General features: G+C 72.8%; 23 protein-coding genes and 2 pseudogenes. 17 read left to right on the plus strand and 8 right to left on the minus strand.

Annotated elements, in window-relative coordinates; translation table 11 throughout:
- Positions 1 to 30 precede the first annotated feature (30 nt).
- Positions 31 to 828 (minus strand): DUF3109 family protein, encoded by a 798-nt coding sequence (locus LADH09A_RS08865; RefSeq protein ID WP_238644463.1) that lies wholly within the window; start codon positions 826 to 828, stop codon positions 31 to 33.
- 80 nt (positions 829 to 908) lie between these two features.
- On the opposite strand from LADH09A_RS08865, the gene LADH09A_RS08870 reads away from it, so the two are divergent.
- Positions 909 to 1,853 (plus strand): Ppx/GppA phosphatase family protein, encoded by a 945-nt coding sequence (locus LADH09A_RS08870; RefSeq protein ID WP_238644389.1) that lies wholly within the window; start codon positions 909 to 911, stop codon positions 1,851 to 1,853.
- 75 nt (positions 1,854 to 1,928) lie between these two features.
- Positions 1,929 to 2,735, plus strand: a complete 807-nt coding sequence (locus tag LADH09A_RS08875) for a sugar phosphate isomerase/epimerase family protein (protein ID WP_238644390.1) — start codon at positions 1,929 to 1,931, stop codon at positions 2,733 to 2,735.
- 30 nt (positions 2,736 to 2,765) lie between these two features.
- Here LADH09A_RS08875 and LADH09A_RS08880 read toward each other — a convergent pair whose 3' ends face one another.
- From LADH09A_RS08880 to LADH09A_RS08890, 3 genes are read right to left on the minus strand one after another with little or no spacing between them, the layout of a single operon-like run.
- The gene (locus LADH09A_RS08880) at positions 2,766 to 3,353 is read right to left on the minus strand and encodes a CGNR zinc finger domain-containing protein (protein ID WP_238644391.1); all 588 of its coding nucleotides are present in this window, start codon (positions 3,351 to 3,353) and stop codon (positions 2,766 to 2,768) included.
- A 19-nt stretch (positions 3,354 to 3,372) separates the two neighbouring features.
- Positions 3,373 to 4,539, minus strand: a complete 1,167-nt coding sequence (locus LADH09A_RS08885; protein ID WP_238644392.1) for a glutathionylspermidine synthase family protein — start codon at positions 4,537 to 4,539, stop codon at positions 3,373 to 3,375.
- Position 4,540: 1 nt separating this feature from the next.
- Complete coding sequence (locus tag LADH09A_RS08890; RefSeq protein WP_238644393.1) at positions 4,541 to 4,813, minus strand: hypothetical protein; 273 nt, start codon at positions 4,811 to 4,813, stop codon at positions 4,541 to 4,543.
- A gap of 150 nt (positions 4,814 to 4,963) precedes the next feature.
- On the opposite strand from LADH09A_RS08890, the gene LADH09A_RS08895 reads away from it, so the two are divergent.
- From LADH09A_RS08895 to LADH09A_RS08945, 12 genes and pseudogenes are all read left to right on the plus strand, one after another.
- Positions 4,964 to 5,884, plus strand: a complete 921-nt coding sequence (locus LADH09A_RS08895) for a proline dehydrogenase family protein (protein WP_238644394.1) — start codon at positions 4,964 to 4,966, stop codon at positions 5,882 to 5,884.
- A gap of 107 nt (positions 5,885 to 5,991) precedes the next feature.
- The gene (locus LADH09A_RS08900) at positions 5,992 to 6,792 is read left to right on the plus strand and encodes an alpha/beta fold hydrolase (RefSeq protein ID WP_238644395.1); all 801 of its coding nucleotides are present in this window, start codon (positions 5,992 to 5,994) and stop codon (positions 6,790 to 6,792) included.
- Complete coding sequence (locus tag LADH09A_RS31860) at positions 6,785 to 7,360, plus strand: TetR/AcrR family transcriptional regulator (protein ID WP_238644396.1); 576 nt, start codon at positions 6,785 to 6,787, stop codon at positions 7,358 to 7,360. Before LADH09A_RS08900 ends, LADH09A_RS31860 begins: the two co-directional genes overlap by 8 nt.
- Before the next feature lie 70 nt (positions 7,361 to 7,430).
- Entirely contained in the window at positions 7,431 to 8,723 is a 1,293-nt protein-coding gene (locus LADH09A_RS08910) for a hypothetical protein (RefSeq protein ID WP_238644397.1), read from the plus strand.
- A gap of 205 nt (positions 8,724 to 8,928) precedes the next feature.
- Entirely contained in the window at positions 8,929 to 10,320 is a 1,392-nt protein-coding gene (locus LADH09A_RS08915) for an efflux RND transporter periplasmic adaptor subunit (RefSeq protein WP_238644398.1), read from the plus strand.
- Positions 10,317 to 11,015: pseudogene (locus LADH09A_RS08920) on the plus strand (ABC transporter ATP-binding protein); the annotation flags it as partial. The gene LADH09A_RS08915 and the pseudogene LADH09A_RS08920, both read left to right, overlap by 4 nt.
- Before the next feature lie 135 nt (positions 11,016 to 11,150).
- Positions 11,151 to 11,294 (plus strand): annotated as a pseudogene (locus LADH09A_RS32055) (ABC transporter ATP-binding protein); the annotation flags it as partial.
- Between the two features lie 146 nt (positions 11,295 to 11,440).
- The gene (locus LADH09A_RS08925; protein WP_238644399.1) at positions 11,441 to 12,625 is read left to right on the plus strand and encodes an ABC transporter permease; all 1,185 of its coding nucleotides are present in this window, start codon (positions 11,441 to 11,443) and stop codon (positions 12,623 to 12,625) included.
- 211 nt (positions 12,626 to 12,836) lie between these two features.
- On the plus strand, positions 12,837 to 13,046 hold the full coding sequence (locus LADH09A_RS08930) for a helix-turn-helix domain-containing protein (RefSeq protein WP_007465625.1): 210 nt from the start codon (positions 12,837 to 12,839) through the stop codon (positions 13,044 to 13,046).
- A 214-nt stretch (positions 13,047 to 13,260) separates the two neighbouring features.
- Positions 13,261 to 13,362, plus strand: a complete 102-nt coding sequence (locus LADH09A_RS08935; protein WP_007465623.1) for a 30S ribosomal protein bS22 — start codon at positions 13,261 to 13,263, stop codon at positions 13,360 to 13,362.
- A 122-nt stretch (positions 13,363 to 13,484) separates the two neighbouring features.
- Complete coding sequence (locus LADH09A_RS08940; RefSeq protein ID WP_238644400.1) at positions 13,485 to 14,561, plus strand: NAD-dependent epimerase/dehydratase family protein; 1,077 nt, start codon at positions 13,485 to 13,487, stop codon at positions 14,559 to 14,561.
- The gene (locus tag LADH09A_RS08945) at positions 14,558 to 15,649 is read left to right on the plus strand and encodes a lysophospholipid acyltransferase family protein (RefSeq protein ID WP_238644401.1); all 1,092 of its coding nucleotides are present in this window, start codon (positions 14,558 to 14,560) and stop codon (positions 15,647 to 15,649) included. The genes LADH09A_RS08940 and LADH09A_RS08945 overlap by 4 nt, the downstream gene beginning before the upstream one ends.
- Before the next feature lies 1 nt (position 15,650).
- Here the strand turns inward: LADH09A_RS08945 and LADH09A_RS08950 are convergent, their stop codons facing one another.
- The 3 genes from LADH09A_RS08950 to LADH09A_RS08960 all read right to left on the minus strand — a co-directional run bounded on the left by LADH09A_RS08950 (position 15,651) and on the right by LADH09A_RS08960 (position 18,756).
- Positions 15,651 to 16,520, minus strand: coding sequence for an HAD family hydrolase (locus LADH09A_RS08950; protein ID WP_238644402.1), 870 nt, complete (start codon positions 16,518 to 16,520; stop codon positions 15,651 to 15,653).
- A gap of 126 nt (positions 16,521 to 16,646) precedes the next feature.
- Complete coding sequence (locus LADH09A_RS08955) at positions 16,647 to 17,513, minus strand: DUF5667 domain-containing protein (protein ID WP_238644403.1); 867 nt, start codon at positions 17,511 to 17,513, stop codon at positions 16,647 to 16,649.
- Positions 17,514 to 17,802: 289 nt separating this feature from the next.
- Positions 17,803 to 18,756: an ECF subfamily RNA polymerase sigma factor, BldN family gene (locus tag LADH09A_RS08960; protein ID WP_238644404.1), complete on the minus strand. Its 954-nt coding sequence runs from the start codon at positions 18,754 to 18,756 to the stop codon at positions 17,803 to 17,805.
- A gap of 567 nt (positions 18,757 to 19,323) precedes the next feature.
- On the opposite strand from LADH09A_RS08960, the gene LADH09A_RS08965 reads away from it, so the two are divergent.
- Genes LADH09A_RS08965 through LADH09A_RS08975 form a run of 3 tightly spaced genes read left to right on the plus strand, consistent with a single transcriptional unit; the run spans position 19,324 to position 21,897 of the window.
- Positions 19,324 to 20,970: an AMP-binding protein gene (locus LADH09A_RS08965; protein WP_238644405.1), complete on the plus strand. Its 1,647-nt coding sequence runs from the start codon at positions 19,324 to 19,326 to the stop codon at positions 20,968 to 20,970.
- Entirely contained in the window at positions 20,960 to 21,214 is a 255-nt protein-coding gene (locus tag LADH09A_RS08970; RefSeq protein ID WP_030329740.1) for a glutaredoxin family protein, read from the plus strand. Before LADH09A_RS08965 ends, LADH09A_RS08970 begins: the two co-directional genes overlap by 11 nt.
- A 20-nt stretch (positions 21,215 to 21,234) precedes the next feature.
- Positions 21,235 to 21,897: an HAD family hydrolase gene (locus tag LADH09A_RS08975; protein ID WP_238644406.1), complete on the plus strand. Its 663-nt coding sequence runs from the start codon at positions 21,235 to 21,237 to the stop codon at positions 21,895 to 21,897.
- Here LADH09A_RS08975 and LADH09A_RS08980 read toward each other — a convergent pair.
- Positions 21,878 to 22,531: a response regulator transcription factor gene (locus tag LADH09A_RS08980; RefSeq protein WP_238644407.1), complete on the minus strand. Its 654-nt coding sequence runs from the start codon at positions 22,529 to 22,531 to the stop codon at positions 21,878 to 21,880. The genes LADH09A_RS08975 and LADH09A_RS08980 overlap by 20 nt on opposite strands.
- Between the last annotated feature and the right edge of the window lie 49 nt (positions 22,532 to 22,580).

A 22,580-nucleotide genomic window follows, 5' to 3' on the forward strand; every position in this document is an offset into this window, starting at 1 on the left:
AAATGGTAGCAAGAGTGCTACCAAGATCCGTTAGAGTTGGTCGGCGGGGTGCGGGGCGACCATGCCCTGCTTCGTCCGGGCCGCGCACAGCTCGGCCAGCCGCTCGTAGGCGGCAGCGCCGATCAGCGCGGTCAGCTCCGGGGAGTACGACAGGTACATCGGCTCGGCGCCGACGTGCGCGTCCGTCGAGGAGGTGCACCACCAGTCCAGGTCGTGCCCACCGGCCCCCCACCCTCGCCGGTCGAACTCGGACAGGGTGGAGACCAGCACCTTGGAGTTGTCGGGGCGCTTGACCCAGTCCTGATCGCGGCGGATCGGCAACTGCCAACAGACGTCCGGCTTGTATTCCAGCGGGTGCACCCCGTCGCGCAACGCCTGGGCGTGCAGGGCGCAGCCACCCCCGCCGACGAAGTCGGCGTCGTTGAGGAACACGCACGGGCCGTCGGCGCTCTGGGTGGCGGTGCGGCGGGCCGGGTTCTTGCCGTCGATGGTGTCCTCGTCGGTCCAGTTCTTGAACCCGCGTCGGAAGTGCTGCCAGGTCGCCGGGGTGAGCCGCCTGACGGCGTTGCGGACCCGCTTCTCGTCGTCGGAGTCGGTGAAGAACGCCCCGTGCGAGCAGCAACCGTCGGCGGCCCGACCAGCGATGATGCCGTGGCAGCCCTTGCCGAAGATGCACGTCCAGCGGGAGAGCAGCCAGGTCAGGTCGGCCCTGATCAGGTGCGTCTCGTCAGCCGGGTCGGTGAACTCGATCCACTCCCGGGGGAAATCCAGCGGCACCTCGCGACTGCGCGGGTCGCCCGGGTCGTCCACCAGCACACGGAGCTCCATCGTCACCCGGCCCAGCGTACGCGCGGTGACGTCCGCGGGCCGGCGAGCCGCGCAAACGTGTTGCACCTAGGGTCTTCACCATGCGACTGGGTGTCCTCGACGTTGGATCCAACACGGTGCACCTCCTCGTGGTGGACGCGCACCATGGCGCGCACCCGTGGCCGGCGCACTCCGAGAAGGTGGTGCTCCGGCTGGCCGAGCAGATCGGCCCCGACGGTGCGCTGACCGAGGCGGGCGCGGACGGGCTGGTCAAGGCCGTCGGCATGGCGAAGGCGGCGGCCGCCGGCCTGGAGGCCGACGACCTGATCGCGTTCGCCACGTCCGCGGTGCGCGACGCCACCAACGCGGCCGAGGTGCTGGCCCGGGTACGGGACGAGACCGGCGTACGGCTGGCGGTGCTCTCCGGCGCGGACGAGGCGCGGATGACGTTCCTGGCCGTGCGGCGGTGGTTCGGCTGGTCGGCGGGACGGCTGCTGGTGCTGGACATCGGCGGCGGCTCCCTGGAGATCGCCGCCGGGATCGACGAGGACCCGGACGTCGCGATATCGCTGCCGCTCGGCGCCGGCCGGCTGACCCGGGAGCGGCTGCGGGTCGACCCGGCCAGCGCGGCCCCGCCGTCGGCGGAGGCCGTCGAGAAGCTTCGGGAGTACGTGGACGGCCGGCTGGACAAGGTGGTCGACCAGATGACCGCTGTCGGCTGGGATCGGACGGTGGCCACCTCGAAGACGTTCCGCACCCTGGCCCGACTGGCCGGGGCGGCCCCGTCCGGTTCCGGGCTCTGGGTGCGTCGCAGCCTGACCCGCGCCGGGTTGCGGCAGGTCATCGGGTTCATTCGGCACATCCCACCGGCGCAGCTCATGGAGCTGGAGGGTGTCAGCGCCGGGCGGGCCCACCAGCTGCTGGCCGGCGCGGTGGTCGCCGAGGCGGTGATGCGCCGCCTGGATCTGGACTCGTTGGACATCTGCCCGTGGGCGCTGCGCGAGGGGGTCATCCTCCGTCGGCTCGATCAACTCGAACCGATGTGAGTGGGCTGCCGTTTTCGGTCGGTTTGCCGGCGCTCGTCACGATGTCCCCAGCGCTGCCGGGCTACGCTGGTTGACGTGACTTCCCGCGTTCCCGTGCTCCTGTCCAGCTCGTCGGTCTTTCCCGAGCCGACCGCGGCGGCGTTCCAACTGGCTGCGGCACTCGGCTACGACGGTGTCGAGGTGATGGTCTGGACCGACGTGGTCAGCCAGGACGCGGGCGCGCTGCGCGGCCTCTCGGCGCACTACGGCGTGCCGGTGCTCTCGGTGCACGCGCCGTGCCTGCTGGTCACCCAGCGGGTGTGGAGCCCGGACCCGTGGGAGCGGCTGCGAAAGGCCGCCGAGCTGGCCGAGACGCTGGAGGCGCCGACCGTCGTGGTGCACCCGCCGTTCAGCTGGCAGCGAGACTACGCGCGCAACTTCACCGAGGGGCTGGCCACCGTCGGGGACCGGTTCCCCGGGCTGCGCTTCGCCGTGGAGAACATGTACCCGGTGCGGATGGCCGGTCGGCAGTTCGTCCCGTACGTGCCAGGTTGGGATCCCACCGACACCGGCTACCCGGCGTACACCCTGGATCTGTCGCACTGCGCGGCCTCGCACAGCGACCCCCTGGAGATGGCCGACCGGATGGGCGCCGGGCTGGCGCACGTGCACCTCGGCGACGGCACCGGTGAGGGCCGCGACGAGCACCTGGTGCCCGGGCGCGGCACCCAGCCGTGCGGGGAGCTGCTCTCCTCGCTGGCCGGGCGCGGCTTCACCGGGTCGGTGGCGGTGGAGGTCGCCACCCGGGGCGCGAAGAGCCGCGCGGTGCGCGAGGCCGACCTGCGCGCCGCGCTGGAGTTTGCCCGCCAGCACCTGACCGCGCCGTCCCCGGTCGACGTCTGACCGGCCCGCCCACGACGGGCGGTGGCGGTGTCAGCTGACCGGCGAGAGCGAGTCGACGCCGGCCGTCGGCTGCGCGGCGACCGTCACCTGCTCGCCGACCGCCGCCCGCTTGCGGGCCCGGTGCGCCGCCACGTGCGAACGGGTGGCGCACCGCTCCGAGCAGAACCGTCGGCAGCAGTTGGACGACGTGTCCAGGTAGACGTTGCCGCACCGCTCGTCGGCGCAGACCCCGAACCGGGCGCTGCCGTACTCGCAGAGCCAGACCGACAGCCCCCAGACCGCGCCGGCCAGGTATTCGGCACTGACCGAGGCACCCCGGCTGGTGACGTGCATGTGCCAGTCGCTGGAGTCGTGACCGGAGATGCGCGGCTGCACCGGGAACGCCTCCAGCAGCGCGTTCAGCTCGGTGACCGCCTGGCCGTCACGCCCCGAGGTGCCGTACTCGAAGACGTCGCGCAACCGCTTCTGGGCCCGTCGGAAGATCGCGACGTCCCGGTCCGCGACCTCGTCGCGCATCCAGGCGTTGTCGTCGGGGAAGAGGGCCCGCAGGTCGTCGAGGTCGTCCAGGCGGGCGTTGACCAGGTCAACACCGGTCCGGGCGTACGCGTCGAAGTTCACGCCCCCAACGGTAGACGACTCACGGGGTGCGCGGCGCGTCGATGTAGTGCGGCAGGAACCGGGCGTAGCCGTCGGTGATCAGGCTGGCGCTCTCCCGTACGCCCACCCCGGCCGACTCGCCGTCGACGATCCAGCTGCCCAGCACCATCCGGTTGCCCGCGAACTGCGGCAACGCCCGGAACTCCTGGTAGCACCAGCCCTCGTCGCCGTAGATCCCCGGGTTGGTGATCTCCTCGTCGGCGGTGACGATGCGTACCGAGCCGCCCTCCCGGCCGAGCAGGGGCTTGGCCACGTACTCCGACATGCCGCGCGGCGAGTCGAGGTACGCCGGGAGCAGGTACTCGTGGTCGGGGTACAGCTCCCACAGGACGGCGAGCAGCGCCTTGTTGGACAGCAGCAGCTTCCAGGCCGGCTCGATCCAGGTGGTCGGGGTGCCCGGGGCCAGCGCCGCCGGCCCGTACGGCTCGGCCAGCATCCACTCCCACGGGTAGAGCTTGAAACACGTGGTCACCGGACGGTCGTCGGCGTCGACGAAGCGCCGGCCGTCCCAGCCGATCTTCTGGATCGGGAGCAGCTCGACGTCGAGGCCGGCCTGTCGGGCGGTCTCGGCGAGGTAGCCGGCGGTCATGTGGTCCTCGCCGGACTCCTCCTCGTTCGACCAGAGCACGTGCACCCGGCGCTCGTGCAACCCGGCCCCGATCTTGGCCCAGGCGCCGACCAGCCGCTCGTGCAGGCTGTTCCACTGATCCAGCTCCGGCCGGGTCTGCTCCAGCCAGTACCACTGGATGATGCTCGCCTCGACCAGCGCGGTCGGGGTGTCCGCGTTGTACTCCAGCATCTTCGGCGGCCAGGTGCCGTCGTACGCCAGGTCGAAGCGCCCGTAGAGGGTGGGTGGCGCCTCGCGCAGCGACCGGGCCACCGCGTCGGCCGCCCACGCCGGGATGCCGAACTCGGCGTAGCGGCGGTGGGTCACCACGTGCTCGGCGGCGGCCACCGACATCCGGTGCAACTCCTCGGTGGCCTCCTCCAGACGCAGGACCTCGTCCAGGTCGAAGGCGTACGCGGCGGTCTCGTCCCAGTACGACATGATCCCGCCGTCCGGCAGCTCGGTGTCGACGTAGACCAGCCCCTGCTCCCGGATGGTGGCGTCCCAGTCGGGTCGGGGCGTGACCGTCTCACGGCGCATCTCAGCCGCCGCAGGCGGCGAGGTGGGTGCCGAACCCGCCACGGTCGGGCAGAGCCGCGGCGGTCGGCTCCGGGGCGGCGCGACCGGCGGTGGAGTCGGGGACCCGCATCGCCAGCGCGACCGTGTCGCCGCCACCGACGGGCCCGAGGGCGCAGTCGTCGTCATCGTCGTCGTCCGAGGTCATGTTGCAGCCGGAAAGGGCGAGCGCGAGAGCGGTGAGCGCGCCGAGCTGCACGGAGGCCGACCGGAGCCGGCGGCGGGGGCGTTGGTCCACGGCATCGTTGTAGCCGATCGGCGCCACCGCCGCCGTCCCGCCCCCGGGGTCCGAAGGGATTTTGTTGTGCAACGGGCCCTTCCCGGCGTCCGGGTCGGCCGCACCGCCGCCCCTCGGCGGGGGCCCTGGCAGGGGCGATACGCTCGGCTCATGCTCCGTTCCGTCATCCTCGCCGCCTCCCGGTCATCCCAGGTCGAGCGGCTCGTCGCGACTGCCCCGTACACCCGGGACGTTGTCCGCCGGTTCGTCGCCGGCGCTGCCACCGACGACGCGTTGCGCGCGACCCGCGGGCTCGTCGACGACGGTCTCGCGGTCACCCTCGACCACCTCGGCGAGGACACCGTCCGTCCCGAGCAGGCCGTCGCCACCCGCGACGAATACCTGAAGCTGCTCAAGATGCTCGGCGCCGCGGGGCTGACCCCGGCCGCCGAGGTGAGTGTGAAGCTGTCCGCGCTCGGCCAGATGTTCGACGAGCAGTTGGCGTACGACAACGCCCGCGCGATCTGTGCGGCGGCCGACGCGGCGGGCACCACGGTCACGCTGGACATGGAGGACCACACCACCACCGACTCGACGCTGGAGGTGCTGGGCCGGCTCCGTAAGGACTTCCCGTCGACCGGCGCGGTGCTCCAGGCGTACCTGCGCCGGACCGAGTCGGACTGCCGGGAGCTGTCCTCGGCCGGCTCGCGGGTGCGGCTGTGCAAGGGCGCCTACAAGGAGCCGGAGTCGGTGGCGTACCAGTCGGCCCGTGAGGTGGACAAGTCGTACGTGCGCTGCATGAACATCCTGATGTCCGGCGACGGCTACCCGATGCTGGCCACCCACGACCCCCGGATGATCGCCATCGGCGAGGACCGGGCCCGGTGGTTCGACCGGGGGCCGGAGCGCTTCGAGTTCCAGATGCTCTACGGCATCCGCCCCGAGGAGCAGGCGCGCCTCGCCGGCGAGGGTTACACCGTGCGGACCTACGTGCCGTACGGCGACGAGTGGTACGGCTACCTGATGCGTCGGCTCGCCGAGCGCCCGGCCAACCTGGTCTTCTTCGGCCGCGCCCTGATCTCCAAGAAGTAGTTCCTCCCGGTTCGGCCGACGGGCCGGCGGCGACCCCTCGGGTCACCGCCGGCCCGTTTCGGGTATCCGGCTTGCCAACCTTGGCTAAGTGCCTTAGCTTTAAGGCTATGACAACTAGCCAGGTGCGGCGGGACGGCGGACACATCGCGTACGAGGTGCAGGGCCAAGGGCCGTTGGTCGTCCTCGCGCACGGCATGGGCGAGAACAGGGCGAGCTTCCGCCACCTCGTGCCGCTGCTGGTGGCCGCCGGTCACCGGGTCGCCTCGGTCGACGTCCGGGGGCACGGCGAGTCCAGCGCCGGCTGGCCCACGTACGCCCCGGCGGAGGTCGGCGCGGACCTGCTGGCCGTGGTCCGCGACCTCGACGCCGGTCCGGCCGTGCTGGTCGGCAGCTCGTCCGCCGCTGCGGCGGTGGTCTTCGCCGCCACCGACGCGCCCGAGCTGGTCACCGGCATCGTGCAGATCGGCGCGTTCGTCGGTCAGCCGAAGCTCAACCCGCTGCTGCGGATGGCGATGTGGTCCGTGCTGCACAGCCCTCGACTGTTCGGGATGTTCCACAACACCCTGTTCCCGGTGCACCGGCCCGCCGACGACGCCGCCTACCGCCGCTCGATGGTGACCAACCTGCGCGAGCCCGGCCGGATGGCCGCGACGCGCGGCGTGATCGCACCGGTCGAGCCGCACTGGACCGCCCGCGCTCCCCAGGTGCGGCAACCCGTGCTGGTGCTGATGGGTTCCAAGGACCCGGACTTTCCCGACCCCGGCGCGGAGGCGCGGGCCGCCCGCCGGCTCTTCCGCACCGCCGAGGCCCGGATGATCGAGGAGTCCGGCCACTACCCGCACGCCGACCGGCCGCAGCGCACCGCCGAGGAGCTGCTCGGCTTCCTGGCGGTGTGCACCGGTGCCTAGGGTCGGCCTCAACCAGCAGACCGTCGTACGCGAGGCAGCCCGGCTGGCCGACGAGGTCGGCTACCAGCAGCTCACCCTCGCCGCGCTCGCCAGCCGGCTCGGCGTCGCCCTGCCCAGCCTCTACAAGCACGTGCGGGGGGCGGACGCGCTGGCGCAGAAGCTCTCCGCCCTGGCCACCGCCGAGCTGGCCAACGAGCTGACCGGCTCCGCCGTCGGCCGAGCCGGTGGCGACGCGCTCCGGGCGATGGCCGACGCCTACCGCGACTACGCCCACCGGCACCCGGGCCGCTACCCGGCGACGCAGCGGGTGCCCGACCCGGCCGACCCGGAGCACGTCGAGGCGGGCGAGCGCGCGGTCGGCGCCATCGTCGCGGTGCTACGCGGGTACGGGCTCACCGCCGACGACGCGGTGGACGCGGCCCGCGCGCTACGCAGCGCCCTGCACGGCTTCGTCGCACTGGAGGCGGCGGGCGGCTTCGGGCTGCCCCGCGACGTCGACCGCTCGTACCACCAACTGGTCGCCGGTCTGGACGTGGCGTTCCGCTCCTGGCCGACGTCCGACACCTGAGCCGGCGTCCCGGCCCGATCGGCCCGGGGTGGTCTCGCCCCTCTCAGCAACTGGTCGTACCCTTCGGCGGGTGACTGACGGGGTGCAGCAGCCAGCACCACGGCGGCTCTGGCCGCTGTGGACGGTGCTCGTGGTGGTCTTCCTGCTGCTGGGCTGCGGCCTGCCGGCGCTGCTCGTCGTCGGGGTGATCCGGGAGAACGGCGTTCGGTCCACGTTCAGCCGGGCCGGCGTCTCGACGGCCGACGATCCCGCCACCGCGGCGGCCCGAGGTCTGGCCGACCGGATGACCGCCCAGCTCCAACGGCAGTCCACGGCCCTGCTCGGTGGTGACCGCGCCGGGTTCCTCGCCGTCGCCGACCCCGCCGCGCACGGCGACCTGCGCCGACGCTTCGCCGCACTACGCGAGCTGAAGGTGACCGTGTGGCGGGCCGAGCCGAGCGGCCTGCCCGCGCCGATCACCGACAAGCCGGGCGAGTGGCGGCTCCTGGTGCGTTTCCAGTACTGCTTCGTCGCACCGAACTGCCGGCCCAGCCCGGTGCTGATCGGCACCCGCTGGCGGGAGAACGGCGACCAGCCCCGGTTGGTCGCCGTGGAGGAATCCAAGTCGGTGGAGACCGGCACCCGACCCTGGGAGATCAGCGACCTGGCCGTGGTGGTCGGCGCGCGGACCATCGTCGCCACCACCCCGGCGCTGCGCGGCAAGCTGCCCGGCCTGCTCGCCCAGGCCGAGGCCGCGGCCAAGGTCGCCGACGGGTACGTGGTGCCCGGGTCACCGCCGCCGGACCGCTACCGGATCTTCTACGCCGGTCGTAACGAGTGGAAACGCTGGTACGGCGGCGACCGACCAGAATGGACCGGCGGTTACGCGGTGACCGTGGGCGGCGGCCATCACGAGGTGGTGCTCAACGCCGACGGGCTCTCCAGCAGTGGCACCGACGACCTGCTCCGGCACGAGTTGACCCACGCGGCCTCACTGCCCGAGCGTGGCTACCCGGGCAAGGCGACCTGGTGGCTGGTGGAGGGGCTGGCCGAGTTCGCCGGGGCCGGCGGCCAGGCCGTCGACCGGTACGAGGGGATCGCCGAGGTCCGCAAACTGGTCCGGGGCGGTTGGGACGGCAGGTTGGAGGGCGTCAACCCCGCCGACGACGCCTCCGCCGAGCGGGTCGGCGGCAGCTACGGTGTCGGTTACCTGGCCGTCCGGCACCTCGTCGACCGGTACGGGCCGCAGCGGCTGCTCGCCTTCTTCAAGTCCGTCGTGCACGACCGCAAGACCCTCGACGTGGCCGCCGAGCAGGCGTTCGGCGAGCAGTGGTCGACGCTGCACGACGAGTGCGTCGCGTACGTCCGCGCCGCCACCGCCTGACGTTTGCACCCGCGTCGCCGGCACCGATTCGCTGGTCCAGCCCGGGTCCGACGAGATCTTGGACAGTTTCCGTTCGGCTCGAACGGAAACTGTCCAAGATCTCGCCGAGCGGGCGTTGCCGTACCTCGTTCGGATGGTGACAGGCGCTGGTGCGGCGTTGTCGGGTGAACGCGGTCGCCGGGACGGCGGGTCGTACCATCGATGGGTGCGCCGCCCTCAGTTGCCGCGGCCCGCCAGCACCACGCGGCCCCGCCTGCTCATCGCCCTGACCGCCGTCGCCGTCCTCACCGCCACCACCGCCGCCTCCTGCGGTGACGAGCAGCCGCCGGTCGCGCTCGCCTCGGCAGCCCGCAACCCGGTCAGCGAGGTGATCGACGCGCCGGCGACGGTGACCGCCCGGGCCGCCGCCACCCTCACCGCCCCCGCCGACGGCACGCTGTCCAGCCTGCGCGTCCAACCGGGACAGTCGGTCAAGCGTGGCCAGGTTCTCGCCGTGGTCGACTCGCCCCCCGCCCAGCAACGGCTCCGGCAGGCGAAAGAGGCGTTGGACGCGGCGAAGCGCGCCGGGCGGGGCGTCTCGACAGGTGACCTGACCGGCAGCCGGCGCGGCACGGACAAGGCCGCGAACGAGGCGTTCGACGCCGCCCGGAAGGCCGCCGAGAAGATCGCCGACCCGCAGCTCAAGGACGCGTTGCTGACCCAGGTGACGTCCGCCCAGCGGCAGTACGCTGCCGCCGCCCGCAGCGCCGACCAGGCCGTCCGCGCGGTGCAGCGGGGGATCAGCGGGCTGAACTCCGCCGTCGGCGCGCTGTCCGCGGCGCAACGTCTCCAGGCCCAGCAGGGGTACGACCTGGCGAAGTCGACCGTCGACGCGCTGACCCTGCGCGCTCCGATCGCCGGTGTGGTGCAACCCGGTGGCACCCGGGCCAGCGGCGGCGCGAGCGGCGGCCTCGCCGGGCTGCTGGAGCAGGCCGGTGGCGCTCAGGCCGCCGGCCTCGACCCGTCGGTGCTGGCCCCCAGCCAGGGCGGGCCGCCGGCCGGGGTGGACGACGCGATCGCGGTCGGCGGCCGGGTCACCGCCGGCACGCCGGTGCTGACCGTGGTCGACACCGGGCAGCTGGGGCTGCTGGCCGAGGTGGACGAGACCGACGTGCTACTGGTCAGGGCCGGTGTGACCGCCACGGTCGAGTTGGACGCCGTGACCGGCGCCAGCTACGACGCCACCGTGCGCTCGGTCGACGTGCTGCCCACCAGCTCCGCGCAGGGCGGGGTCACCTACCGGGTACGCCTCGCACTGGGTGCCGGCAAGCTGGCCGAGGACGAGCCGGCCCCCACCCCACGGCCCGGCATGAACGCGATCGTCCACCTGCGGGTCCGCGAGGCCGCCGACGCGGTGACCGTTCCCGCCTCGGCGGTGTTCTCCGCCGACGGCCGCGACGCGGTCTGGGTGGTCCGCGACGGCAAGGCTGGCCGGGCGGCGGTGACGGTGGGCGTCCAGGGTTCGGATCTGGTGCAGATCCTCAACGGCGTCCAACCCGGTGACCGGATCGTGGTGCGCGGCACCGACCAGGTGCGCGACGGCCAGGAGGTGCGGTGACCGGCCCTCCGCCGGCGATCGAGGCGGTGGACGTGTCCCGGACGTACGACCTCGACGGGGTGTCCGTCGAGGCGTTGCGCGGGGTGTCGCTGGTCGTGCAACCGGGGGACTACGTGGCCCTGGTCGGCCCGTCCGGCTCGGGCAAGTCCACGCTCATGCACCTCCTCGGTGGGCTGGACCGGCCGACCGGCGGCCGCCTGGTGATCGGCGGACGGGACGTCAACGCGCTGACCCCGCCGGAGATGGCCACCCTGCGCAACGAGACGATCGGCTTCGTCTTCCAGGCGTTCCACCTGCTGCCGCGTACCTCGGCGGTGGAGAACGTGGCCCTGCCCCTGGTCTACCGGGGGGTGTCGGCCCGGCAGCGCCGGGAGCGGGCGGCGGCGGTGCTCGGCCGGGTCGGCCTCGGGCACCGACTGGACCACCGGCCCAACCAGATGTCCGGCGGTGAGCAGCAACGCGTCGCCATCGCCCGCGCGCTGGTCACCGAACCGACGGTGCTGCTGGCCGACGAGCCCACCGGCAACCTGGACAGCGTCACCGGCGCGGCGGTGCTGGAGCTGTTGGAGCGCTTGAACGCGGAGTCCGGGGTGGCGCTGGTGATGGTCACCCACGATCAGGAGGTGGCGGCGCGCGCCCGCCGCCGGATCACGATGCGCGACGGCATCGTCGTGGCCGACAGCGCGGCCGCTGGACGCCCGGCAACCGCCGACAGCGCGACCGCTGGACGCCCGGCAACAGCGGACGGCGCCGCGGCTGGACGCCCGGCAACCGCCGACGGCGCGGCGGCTGGACGCCCGGGAACCGCGGACGGCGAGGACCCCCGCTCCGCCCATGATCGACCGCTGTCCGTTGATCACGGTCGACCTGCGACACTGGTCCCCGCTCCCAGCGCGGAGCCCCGGTCCGCGTCCGGAAGCGGCCCGGGGCACCCGTCCGGTGGCTCCGGTGGCGCCGCCGGAGCCACCGGGCGCCTTCCGCGCGAGGCCGACCCGCGCGAGGCCGACCTGGGTGAGGCCGACCTGGGTGAGGCCGACCCGCGCGAGGCCGACCCGCGCGAGGCCGACCCGCGCGAGGCCGACCCGGGTGAACCCGGGGCCGAGCGGCCCGGAGGTACGACGTGAGGGTCGCCGAGGCGTGGCGGGTGGCGCTGGACGCCCTACGGGCCAACCGGCTGCGCAGCGCGCTGACCATGCTCGGGGTGATCATCGGGGTGGCCTCGGTGGTCCTGCTGGTGGCCATCGGCACCGGCACCAAGCAGAAGGTCGAGCAACAGGTCGAGGGCCTCGGCTCCAACCTGCTGCTGGTCGTCCCCGGCCGGATCGAGGTGGGCAACGCGCCGGTGGTCTCGCCGCTGACCCTCAAGGACGTGGACGCCGTCACCCGGGTGGTCGGCGACCCGGACCGGGTGGCGGTCACCGTCGCCTCCGGTGCGACCGCGCGAGCCGGCGCCCGCTCCGATTTCACGACCGTGCAGGGGGTGCTGGAAACCACCCCGGCGGTGTTCACCCGGTCGCTGGCCCGGGGCCGCTACCTCACCGCCACCGACGTGGACACCAGCCGGCGGGTGGCGGTGCTCGGCGACTCGGTGGCCCGCGCGCTCTTCCCCGACCGGGACCCGCTCGGCCAGCAGGTGGCGCTGGCCGGGGTGCGGTTCCGGGTGATCGGCGTGTTCGCGCCGCTGGGGCAGAGCCTCGGCGTCGACCGGGACGACGAGGTGCACATACCGGTGACCGCCGCGCAGCGACTCTGGGGCACCCAGCGGGTGGACGGCATCGCGGTGAAGGCACCCGACCGGGAGCGCATCGACGAGCTGGGCGAACGGATCGTCGCCGAGCTGAACCGCCGCCACCCAGACACCGAGTTCAGTGCGGTCACCCAGCAGCAGATCCTCGGTGTGCTCGGCGACATCCTCGGCGTCCTCACCGGCGTACTGGCTGCCATCGCCGGTATCTCGTTGCTCGTCGGCGGCGTCGGCGTCTCCAACATCATGCTGGTCAGCGTCCGGGAACGGACCAGGGAGATCGGGCTGCGCAAGGCCGTCGGCGCGCGCCCCCGCGACATCGGGGTGCAGTTCCTGCTCGAAGCGGTGCTGCTCACCACGATCGGCGGGCTGACCGGGATGGCACTGGGCGTGGGGACCGCCCTGCTGGTCAACGCGCTGTCGCCAATCCCCGCCGCGATCACCTGGTGGTCGCTGGCGCTCGCCTTCGGCGTCTCGGCGGTGGTGGGCATCGTCTTCGGGGTCGTGCCCGCACAGCGCGCCGGCCGTCTCGACCCGGTGGTCGCGCTGCGCGCCGAATAGCAGCGTTGGAGCAACCGGACGGCGGGCGCAGGCGGGCGGATACCGGGAGCACGGATCGGGTGAACCGGCGATCGAAACATGATCAGTTGTACGAAGGGATCGCGCCGGTCACAACCGCCCCGCTACCGTACTGGTAACACGCGCGTCGCCGGCCCGGCCCGGAGCATCCGTCGGGTTGACACGCGCCGGGCATGGGATGGGTCGGTGAGCCATGGCCGGGTCGCAGTCCGACGGACGGCTGTCGGAGGTCAAGTTCCTGACCGTTGCCGAGGTGGCGACGGTCATGCGGGTGTCGAAGATGACGGTCTATCGACTGGTGCACAGCGGTGAGCTCACCGCCGTCCGGGTCGGCCGCTCATTCCGGGTGCCCGAGCATGCGGTGCACGAATATCTCCGGGGTGCTTTTCAGGAAACCGCCTGACCCACCGTTCCGCCCTTCAGATGCCACCTAACCGGCATCGACGGGGGCGCGTTGGTCCGGCTGACGCTCTCCGGCTACCCTGGAGCCCGACCGAGACCCCACCGGTGCGCCCCGCCGCCCAGACTGGTCCGGTCCGTTGTCCGCAAGCGGTCGCCGTCGCCACCTGCGTGGTGTCATCCGGTCCGCCCCGAACGTTGTATCGAAAGGCTGTCGTATGGGCTCGGTGGTCAAGAAGCGCCGTAAGCGCATGGCTAAGAAGAAGCACCGCAAGCTGCTGCGCAAGACCCGCGTCCAGCGTCGCCGTCTCGGCAAGTGATCGCCGCCGGGCTGACTGCCCGGCGTTCGGCGTCACTTGCCAAACTGTCGACCCCCGGAGGCTCAGGTGATCAGGCCGCGGTCGTCCCGGCTCGGTCCATCCTGCCGGGGTAGGTGCGTCAGATGACCCCCGGTGGCACCTCAGGTGCTCCGGGGGTCGTCGTCGTCACCGGGGTCGGCCGCTATCTGGGTGCCCACGTGGCGGCACGACTCGCCGCCGACCCGCGGATCGAGCGGGTCATCGGGGTGGACGCACCAGACTCGGGCACCGAGTTCACCGACCTGCTTGACCGGGTCGAACGGATCCGCGTCGACAACGACTCGCTCGGTGGGCTCCTCGCCGACCTGGACGTCGACGCGGTGGTGCACCTCGCGCTGGTCAGCTCTCCCGACCCGCAGCACGGTGGCCGGTCGGCCATGAAGGACCAGAACGTCATCGGCACCATGCACCTGCTGGCCGCCTGCCAACGGGCACCCCGGCTCCGCAAGATCGTGGTCCGCTCGTCCACCGCCGCGTACGGGGTGTCGTTCCGGGACCCGGCGGTCTTCACCGAGGAGACCGAACCGCGCGAGGTCCCGCGCGGCGGTTTCGGCCGCGACATCCTCGACCTCGAGGGGTACGTCCGTGGCTTCCGGCGCCGCCGGTCCGACGTCACCGCCACGGTGCTGCGCTTCGCGCCGTTCATCGGCTCGACCGCCGACACCACGTTGACCCGCTACTTCGCGCAGCCGTTCGTGCCGACCGTCTTCGGCCGTGACCCCCGTCTGCAGTTCCTGCACTTCGACGACGCGTTGGAGGTGCTGCACCGGTCGATCGTGGAAGATCACCCGGGCACCTACAACGTCGCCGGCCCGGGGGTGTTGTCGCTGTCCCAGGCGATCCGGCGAGCCGGCCGGGTGGCCGTGCCGGTGTTGGAACCGGGTCTCTCCGGTGCCGCCGCGCTGGCCCGCACCATGGGCTTCGGCCGCTACGGCCTGGACCAGGTCGACCTCTTCGTGCACGGCCGGGTGGTCGACACGAGCCGACTTGAGCAGGAGTACGGTTTCACACCCCGCTCCACCGCCAAGGCGTTCGAGGACTTCATCCGCGCCCACCAGGGTGGGGTGGTGGTCACCCGGGGTCAGTTGGCCGTCGCCGAGCAACTCGTCCTGGACGGCATCCGGCAGGTCCGTTCCGCAGTTCAGGAGCGGCCCTCATGAGCGGGCCGGCGGAGGGGCGTGACCCGCAGGGGGTCGGGCGTTTCGACGTACCCCAGCAGCCGCCCGCGCCGGACGCGGAGCCGGCGCGGCGCAACGGGCACCGGCCGACGGCGCAGGTCGCCCCGACCCCGACGCCCACGCCGGCCGACGAGGTCGACACCGCGGCCACCGACGAGCCCGTCGCGACGGACACGGGCGATGCCTCGACGCCGGGTGGCACCCCGCCGGCGGTGGCGGACCGGCCGGGGGACCACTGGGACCGCAAGGTCGCGAACGGCCTGGCGTTCCTGCGCCGACGGCTCGCGGGCGACTACGAGGTCGACGAGTTCGGCTTCGACTCGGAGTTGACCGACGCGGTCTTCCACCCGCTGCTGCGGCTGCTCTACCGGGACTGGTTCCGCACCGAGGTCAGCGGGGTGGAGCACGTGCCGGTCGACGGGCCCGCCCTGGTGGTCGGCAACCACTCGGGGACGGTGGCGCTGGACGCGTTGATCCTCTCGGCGGCGCTGCACGACAAGCACCCTGCCCACCGCTACCTTCGGCTGCTCGGCGCCGACCTGGTCTTCCGGATGCCGGTGGTCTCCGAGCTCGCCCGCAAGACCGGTGGCACGGTGGCCTGCAACCCCGACGCGGAGCGGCTGCTCGGCGGGGGAGACCTGGTCGGTGTGTTCCCCGAGGGCTTCAAGGGGATCGGCAAGCTCTACGCCGACCGGTACAAGCTGCAACGGTTCGGGCGGGGCGGGTTCGTCTCGGCGGCGCTGCGCACCGGCACCCCGATCGTGCCGGTCGCCATCGTCGGTGGCGAGGAGATCTACCCGATGCTCGCCGACATCAAGCCCCTGGCGCGGCTGCTCAAGCTGCCCTACTTCCCGGTCACGCCGACCTTCCCGTGGCTCGGCCCGCTGGGCATGGTGCCGCTCCCCAGCAAGTGGCTGATCGAGTTCTGCCCGCCGATCCCGACCGCCCACCTGACCGACTCGGCGGACGACCCGCTGGTGGTGTTCAACCTCGCCGACCAGGTGCGGGAGACCATCCAGCAGACCGTGCACACGTTGCTGGAGCGACGGCCCGACCCGTTCGGCCCCTGAGTCAGTTTGCGCGGCGGCGGCGCTGCAACGCCAGGCCGGCGGTGACCGCGCCGGCGACCAGACCGGCCGCCGCGGTCGACGGCACGGCGATCTTGACCGCGCGACGGCCGGTGCGGAAGTCCCGTACCTCCCAGCCGTGCTGGCGGGCCTGCCGCAGCAGGGTGCCGTCCGGGTTGACGGCCACCGCCCGGCCCACCGCGCAGAGCAGCGGCAGGTCGTTGGCCGAGTCGCTGTAGGCCGCGCAGCGGGTCAGGTCGAGCCCCTCCACCGCGGCGAGCTGGGTGACCGCCTCGGCCTTCGCCGGCCCGTGCATCAGGTCACCCACCAACCGCCCGGTGTACGCCCCGTCCACGATCTCGGCCACCGTGCCGATGGCACCGGTCAGGCCGAGCCGGGCGGCGATGACCCGGCCGATCTCCACCGGGGCCGCGCTGACCAGCCACACCCTCTGGCCGTCGCCCAGGTGACGCCGGGCGAGTTGGTGGGTGCCGGCCCAGATCCGGGGAGCCATCATCTCGTCGAAGATCTCCTCGGCGAGGCGCTCCACCTCGTCGACCCGCCAGCCCTGGACGAAGGCCAGCGCTGCCTCCTTGGCCAGCGACATGTCACCGGCGTGCTCCCGGGCCAGCAGTCGGAACCGGAGCTGCTGCCAGGCGAATCGGGCCAGGTCGGAGGTGGTGACGTAGTTCCGGGAGGCGAGCCCGCGGGCGAACCAGTAGATCGAGGCGCCCTGCATCATGGTGTTGTCCACGTCGAAGAACGCCGCGGCCGTCGAGTCCGGTGCGATGGCCGGGGCCAGGTCGGTTTCCGCCCAGCCCGCGGTGTGCCCCTCGGCGTCGGTGCTGACCGTCACCTTACGGCTGCGCGCCACGCGACTCCCTTCCTCACCGGTACGACGGATGCCTTCAGCGAAGGGTAGCCGCCGCACACGGTCGACCGGCCGGGCACAGAACGAACTGTGGCGCGGCCGGTCGGACGTGCGGTATAGGGGTGCGGGTCAGCGCGCCCCGGGGCAGGCGCTCGGGTTGGGGCCGAGGGTGTCGCTGGCAGTCGGGGCGGGGAGGCCGCAGGCGATCGCCGCGCGCAGCGCGTCCGAGCGTTCCCGGATGGTGTCCAGGAGGAGCAGCGACCGTTGGGTCCGGGCCCGGTCGGCGCGGGTGCTCCCGTCGAGCAGGCCGCTCACCGCCCGGCGTTGGCCCGAGACGAAGGTGTTGAGTGTGTCCAGGCTGCCCGGCTCGGCCCGCTGCACGGCGGCGGCGGTCAGCAGGCGTGCGCCCTGCCGGGTGTCCGCGTCCATGTCGTCGAGGACCGCGCTGTAACCGATCCGGTCGCCGCGCAGCTTGGCTGCCTCGCCGACTCTCGTCCGGGCGAAGTCCAGGAAGAGCTGGCCGCGGCTGATGTCCGAGCTGGCCAGGGCGAGTTGCGCGCGTTCGGTCGAGCGCTTCATGCCGTAGAGGGCGTCGCCGGGGACGGCGTTCTCGCTGGCGGCGGAGATGCCGGAGACCGCGATGGCGCCGGCGGCGATGCCGATCAGGATCGCGCCCCGGGCTCGGGCCCGCCGGGCGGTGACCGCCGGCAACAGTCGCCCTCGGGTCGTCGTGGTGGCTGGTTCGCTGGCCGCCGGTGCGGTGCCCAGCCCTTCGCGTTCGGCGGTCGCGAGCAGCATTGCCCGCAGGCCGGTACGGAAGTCCGGGTTCACCTCGACAGCCGGAGGGTCGACGGTGAGCCGCTGACCCACCGCGACGAGTGGCGCGAGCTGACCGTCCACCCGGGATCGCACGTGGTGTCGTCGAGCGCCGTTGGCCTCGTCGAGAAGCTGCGCGAAGCGCTCGGCGCGCCGGCGGGAGAAGAGGATGTTGTCCACCGCAGGCACCTCCTCTCGCTGGTCACGGCCGGTCGGCCGCGGTCGTTGCCAGCGACCGGGCGGCAGTGTGACACCACGGAGGTGAGGTGCCGCCGGCGTACCGGTCGGACCTCGGTGCCCCGGGCCTGCCAGGACATCCACCGGTCGCACCCGGAGAAACGCGGCGGACCGGGCACGGGTTACGGGCCTGGCGGGCCGGAAATTACAGAAAGTGATCGTCGTCACCGGGCGGGACCGACTCTGACCTGCAAGGACGTTGATCGGCGTCCATCGGCCCCGCCGAAACAATCTACGGCTGGAAGCCGTCGGGAAGGAGCCGGGCCAGGGCGCGAACCGCCCGGTACTGGAGGGCCTTGATGGCACCCTCGTTCTTGCCCATCGCACGGGCCGTCTCGGCGACCGAGAAGCCCTGGAGGAAGCGGAGCACGATGCACTCCTGCTGCTCCGGGTTGAGCTGTTTGACGGCGGTGAGCAGCGCGACGTTGGTGATGTGCTCCACCACCGCAGCCTCCGGGCTGCCCTCCGGGCCCCGGTCCTCCCGGTCGGCGTCGAGCACGTCGCCGGTGGTGACCTCCAGCCGGTAGCGGCCCGACTTGAAGTGGTCCGCGACCAGGTTGCGGGCGATCGTCACCAGCCAGGCGCCGAGGTCACGGCCCTGCCAGGTGAAGCTGCCGATGCGCTTGAGCGCGCGCAGGAAGGTGTCCGAGGTGAGGTCCTCGGCGAGCTGCCGGTTACCGACCCGGAAGTAGACGAACCGGAAGACGGTGTCCACGTACCGGTCGTAGATCAGACCGAACGCCTCGGACTCGCCGGCCTGGGCCCGCTCGATCAGCGTCCAGACCTCGGTGGCCGGGTCGGACGGGTCCGGACGGCTCGGGAAGCCGGTCGGGGTGGTGGCGGTGGTGGCCGGCACCACCGGGATCACCGCTGTCTCACCCGCCGCCGGGTCGGTGGTCACCGCTGGTGTCTCGCTGACCCGTCGACCCTGCGCGGGCAACGGCCGGGGCGGTACGGCGACGCGACCCCCGGGCGGCCCACCGTTCCCGCCCGGCACGGCGGGCCGTGGCGTCGGTTCGTTGTGGTGTGGCCGGCTGCGGGTCCGGTGCGCCGCGCCGTCGCCCCGCACGGCGGTGCCGTGTGGTTCGTCCAGCGGGGAACGGGCCATCGGCCGCTCGTTGACGTGGGAGCGGGCCGGCTGACCGGTCAGGCCGAGCGGGCGTTCCGCGTAACCGAAGGTGGTCACCGGGCTGCCCCCGTCCCGTTGGCCACCGGACGGGCCGGTCTGTAGGGCATCGAGACGGGCCGACCGGGATACCGGTCGGGCAGGACGGTCATGGGAGTTGCCGACTGGCGGCAATTCCCCTGGAGGTGCTGGTCCAATGCGCTCACAGGCACGGGGGCCTCCTCGGGCTGAGGGGTGTCGACTCACGGCAAATGGGGTGAGCCGACCCGAGTGATGATAGGGCCAACGTCACCCGCGCGTGGCAAGTCCGTTACACAAGGCGGAAGTATTTCCCGCTCCGCCGCACCGGTGGCGGACCGGTTGTCCGTCGTGTGCGTTTGACTTTGCGTCGACGCGGTGTTCCAGGATGGATGGCCTGGTCGGAGGCTGGTTGCCCGTTCGGTCGGCCCGCCGCCCCGGGTGGTCGCGCCCGCGTGGCCGAAGCGTCTGTGGACGGTGCCGCTCGTCCCATCGACAGGACCCTATTGGGCCGCCGGTGGCACACAGGAGAGTCCTGTTCATGGGACTTTCGCAACGCCGCTCCCGGGTGCCGTCCCACCCGTCGGCCATAGTCTGCCGCCGCCCGCTGTGCCAGACTCGATCACCGTGCAGGACTCCTCGGCAAACCCCGCGCCGAACCTCGCCGACCGGGTCCGCCGGGCGGCTCTCGACCGCGACGACCGGGCCGCGCTGCACTGGCGCGACCAGACGCTCAGCTGGCCCGACCTCGATGCCGCGGTGGACGCCGTCGCCCGTGGCCTGTCGGCCGCCACGCCCCCCACCGACGCAGGCGGTACGCCGCCACGCGTCGCCATCGCGCTGCCCAACACGCTCGACTTCGTGGTCACCTGGCTCGGCGCGCTGCGTGCCGGGCTGGTCGCCGTGCCGGTCAACCCCGGCTTCACCGCCCCGGAGCTGCGGCACGTGCTGGCCGACTCCGGCGCGTCGGTGCTCATCGCCACCGACCGGGTGCGTGGCCTGGTCGCCGACGTGGCCGCCGAACTGCCCGCGCTGGCCCACGTGTCCGGCACCCCGCCGACCGCCGAGGCACCCGGACCGCCGGCCCGCCCGCGACGAGGCGGAGCCGACCTGGCTGTACTGCTCTATACGTCCGGCACCGAGGGGCGGCCCAAGGGGGCGATGCTCTCGCACCGGGCGCTGCTCGCCAACCACGAGCAGGTCGACGGGATCCAGCCGCCGGTGGTCGGCCCGACGGACACCGTGCTGCTGGCATTGCCACTGTTCCACGCGTACGGGCTCAACTCGGCGCTCGGCGCGGTCGTCCACCATGGCGCGACCGGCGTGCTGCTCGACGAGCTGGGCCCGACGGCGGGGCTGGACGAGATCGCCCGGCACCGGGTCAGCGTGCTGGTCGGCGTACCGTCGATGTTCCTGACCTGGGCCGATGCCTCCACGGCCCGCGCGGCGACCGCGTCGGTGCGGGTGGCGGTCTGCGGCGCGGCACCGTTGGACCCCGCGGTCGCGGCGCGCTTCACCGAGGTCACCGGCCATCAGGCGCACATCGGGTACGGCCTCACCGAGACCGCCCCGGTGCTCACCTCCACCCTGGTCGGTGGTGTGGCCAAGGCGGGTTCGATCGGTCGGCCGCTGCCCGGTGTGCGGCTGCGCCTGGTCGACGCCGACGGCGTGGACCTGTGGCGCGACGGGCTGGCCGTTCCCGACGACGACCCCGACGAGCTGGACATCTCCGACGTGTCGCCGGGCACCGACCCGGGGCAGATCGTCGTGCGCGGCCCCAACCTCTTCGACGGCTACTGGCCCGACGGCCGGGGCGGCCCGGACGCCGACGGCTGGTGGGGCACCGGCGACATCGCGTACGCCGACGAGGACGGTGACCTCTTCCTTGTCGACCGGCTCGGCGAGCTGATCCTGGTCAACGGGTTCAACGTCTATCCGCACGAGGTCGAGTTGGTGCTCACCGGGCACCCCGGGGTGGCCGAGTCGGCGGTACTGGGTGTGCCGCACCCACGGACGGGCGAGACTGTGCGGGCGTACGTGGTGCCGGCGCCGGGGCGACCGGTGACCGGCGAGGAGCTGCTTGCCCACTGCGCACGCAACCTGGCCCGGTTCAAGTGCCCGACCGCCGTCGAGTTCGTCGACGCCCTGCCGCACTCGGCGATCGGCAAGGTACGCAAGGCCCAGCTCCGGCCGGCGACGCCAGCCGACCCACCCGCACCCGCCGACACCCGCCTGGAGGTAACCGATGGCCACTGACGCCCGGCTCGCCCTGATCACCCGACCCGGCTGCCACCTGTGCGACGACGCCAAGGCCGCACTCGACCGGGTGGTGGCGGTCACCGGCGACAAGTGGGTCGAGTGGGACGTCACCGGCGACGAGGGGCTGGAGCGGGAGTACGGGGACCGGCTGCCGGTGGTGATGCTCGACGGTAAGGAGCACGGCTACTGGCGGGTCGAGGAGGACCGGCTGCTGCGGGACCTGACCACGCCTCAGCTCTGAGCGGTGCCTAGGGTGCTCTGATGACCCCTGCGCACCCCCACCTCGTGTGGGACTGGAACGGGACCCTGCTCAACGACCTCAGCCTGGTGGTGTCCGCCACCAACGCCGCCTTCGCCAGCGTCGGCGGGCCCACGGTCAGCTCCGAGGAGCACCGGGTGCGGTTCCGCCGGCCGATCGCCGAGTACTACGCCGAGGTGCTCGGCCAGGCCGTCGACGACGACGAGTTCGGCCGACTGGACCGGATCTTCCACGACGCGTACCGCACCGGGTTGACCACCTGTGAGCTGGCCGCCGACGCGCGCACCGCGATGGCCGCCTGGCCGGGCAGCCAGAGCCTGCTCTCCATGTGGTTCCACGAGGAGCTGGTGCCGACCGTGCACACGTACGGGCTGACCGGCCACTTCACCCGCGTCGACGGGCTGCGGGCCACGGTCGGTGGCGGCCGGAAGGCCGAGTCGCTCCAGCTGCACCTGGCCGAGCTGGGCGTGGACGGCGCCTCGGTGGTGCTGATCGGCGACTCCATCGACGACGCGGACGCGGCCCTCGCGGTGGGCGGCCGTGCGGTGCTCTACACCGGCGGGTTCACCGACCCGACCCGGCTGCGTGACTCCGGTCACCCGGTGGCCGACACGCTCACCGACGCGGTGGCCCTGGCCCGGAAGGTCAGTTCCGCAGGTAGGTGAGGACGGCCAGCACCCGCCGGTGCTGCTCGGTGTCGGGCGGCAGGGTGAGCTTGGTGAAGATGTTGCGCACGTGCTTCTCCACCGCGCCGTCGCTGACCACCAGGGAGCGGGCGATGGCGGTGTTCGAACGGCCCTCGGCCATCAGGGCGAGCACCTCGCGCTCGCGGGGGGTCAGCTCGCTCAGCGGGTCGTCGCGGCGGCGTCGGGCGAAGAGCTGGCCGACCACCTCCGGGTCGAGCACCGTGCCGCCGGCCGCCACCCTGCGCAGCGCGTCCAGGAACTCCTCGATCGCGGCCACCCGGTCCTTGAGCAGGTAGCCGATTCCGCCGCCGGCACCGCCGGTGGTGGCGAGCAGATCATCGGCGTACGAGACCTCGACGTACTGGGAGAGCACCAGGATCGGGGTACGCGGCACCAACCGGCGGGCCTCCACCGCTGCCCGCAGCCCCTCGTCGGTGTGCGACGGCGGCATCCGGACGTCGACGATCGACACGTCCGGCCGGTGCTCCACCACCGCCTCGACCAGCGCGTCGCCGTCCCCGACGGCGGCCACCACCTGGTGCCCGCTCTCGGTCAGCAGCCGGACCAGCCCCTCCCGGAGCAGGACGGCGTCGTCCGCGATCACGATGCGCATGGCTGTGTTGTCTACCACGTCCGGCCCGTCGTGGGGCCGTCGCGCGGGG

Origin of the sequence: Micromonospora cabrerizensis (assembly GCF_022230955.1) — a bacterium.
GTDB classification, from domain to species: domain Bacteria; phylum Actinomycetota; class Actinomycetes; order Mycobacteriales; family Micromonosporaceae; genus Micromonospora; species Micromonospora cabrerizensis.

What these genes read in the sequence shown, in the direction of transcription:
- LADH09A_RS08865 (WP_238644463.1), bottom strand. Translation starts at nt 828, where the DNA reads ATGGAGCTCCGTGTGCTGGTGGACGACCCGGGCGACCCGCGCAGTCGC.
- LADH09A_RS08870 (WP_238644389.1), top strand. Translation starts at nt 909, where the DNA reads ATGCGACTGGGTGTCCTCGACGTTGGATCCAACACGGTGCACCTCCTC.
- LADH09A_RS08885 (WP_238644392.1), bottom strand. Translation starts at nt 4,539, where the DNA reads ATGCGCCGTGAGACGGTCACGCCCCGACCCGACTGGGACGCCACCATC.
- LADH09A_RS08895 (WP_238644394.1), top strand. Translation starts at nt 4,964, where the DNA reads ATGCTCCGTTCCGTCATCCTCGCCGCCTCCCGGTCATCCCAGGTCGAG.
- LADH09A_RS08900 (WP_238644395.1), top strand. Translation starts at nt 5,992, where the DNA reads ATGACAACTAGCCAGGTGCGGCGGGACGGCGGACACATCGCGTACGAG.
- LADH09A_RS08930 (WP_007465625.1), top strand. Translation starts at nt 12,837, where the DNA reads ATGGCCGGGTCGCAGTCCGACGGACGGCTGTCGGAGGTCAAGTTCCTG.
- LADH09A_RS08935 (WP_007465623.1), top strand. Translation starts at nt 13,261, where the DNA reads ATGGGCTCGGTGGTCAAGAAGCGCCGTAAGCGCATGGCTAAGAAGAAG.
- LADH09A_RS08940 (WP_238644400.1), top strand. Translation starts at nt 13,485, where the DNA reads ATGACCCCCGGTGGCACCTCAGGTGCTCCGGGGGTCGTCGTCGTCACC.
- LADH09A_RS08945 (WP_238644401.1), top strand. Translation starts at nt 14,558, where the DNA reads ATGAGCGGGCCGGCGGAGGGGCGTGACCCGCAGGGGGTCGGGCGTTTC.
- LADH09A_RS08970 (WP_030329740.1), top strand. Translation starts at nt 20,960, where the DNA reads ATGGCCACTGACGCCCGGCTCGCCCTGATCACCCGACCCGGCTGCCAC.
- LADH09A_RS08975 (WP_238644406.1), top strand. Translation starts at nt 21,235, where the DNA reads ATGACCCCTGCGCACCCCCACCTCGTGTGGGACTGGAACGGGACCCTG.
- LADH09A_RS08980 (WP_238644407.1), bottom strand. Translation starts at nt 22,531, where the DNA reads ATGCGCATCGTGATCGCGGACGACGCCGTCCTGCTCCGGGAGGGGCTG.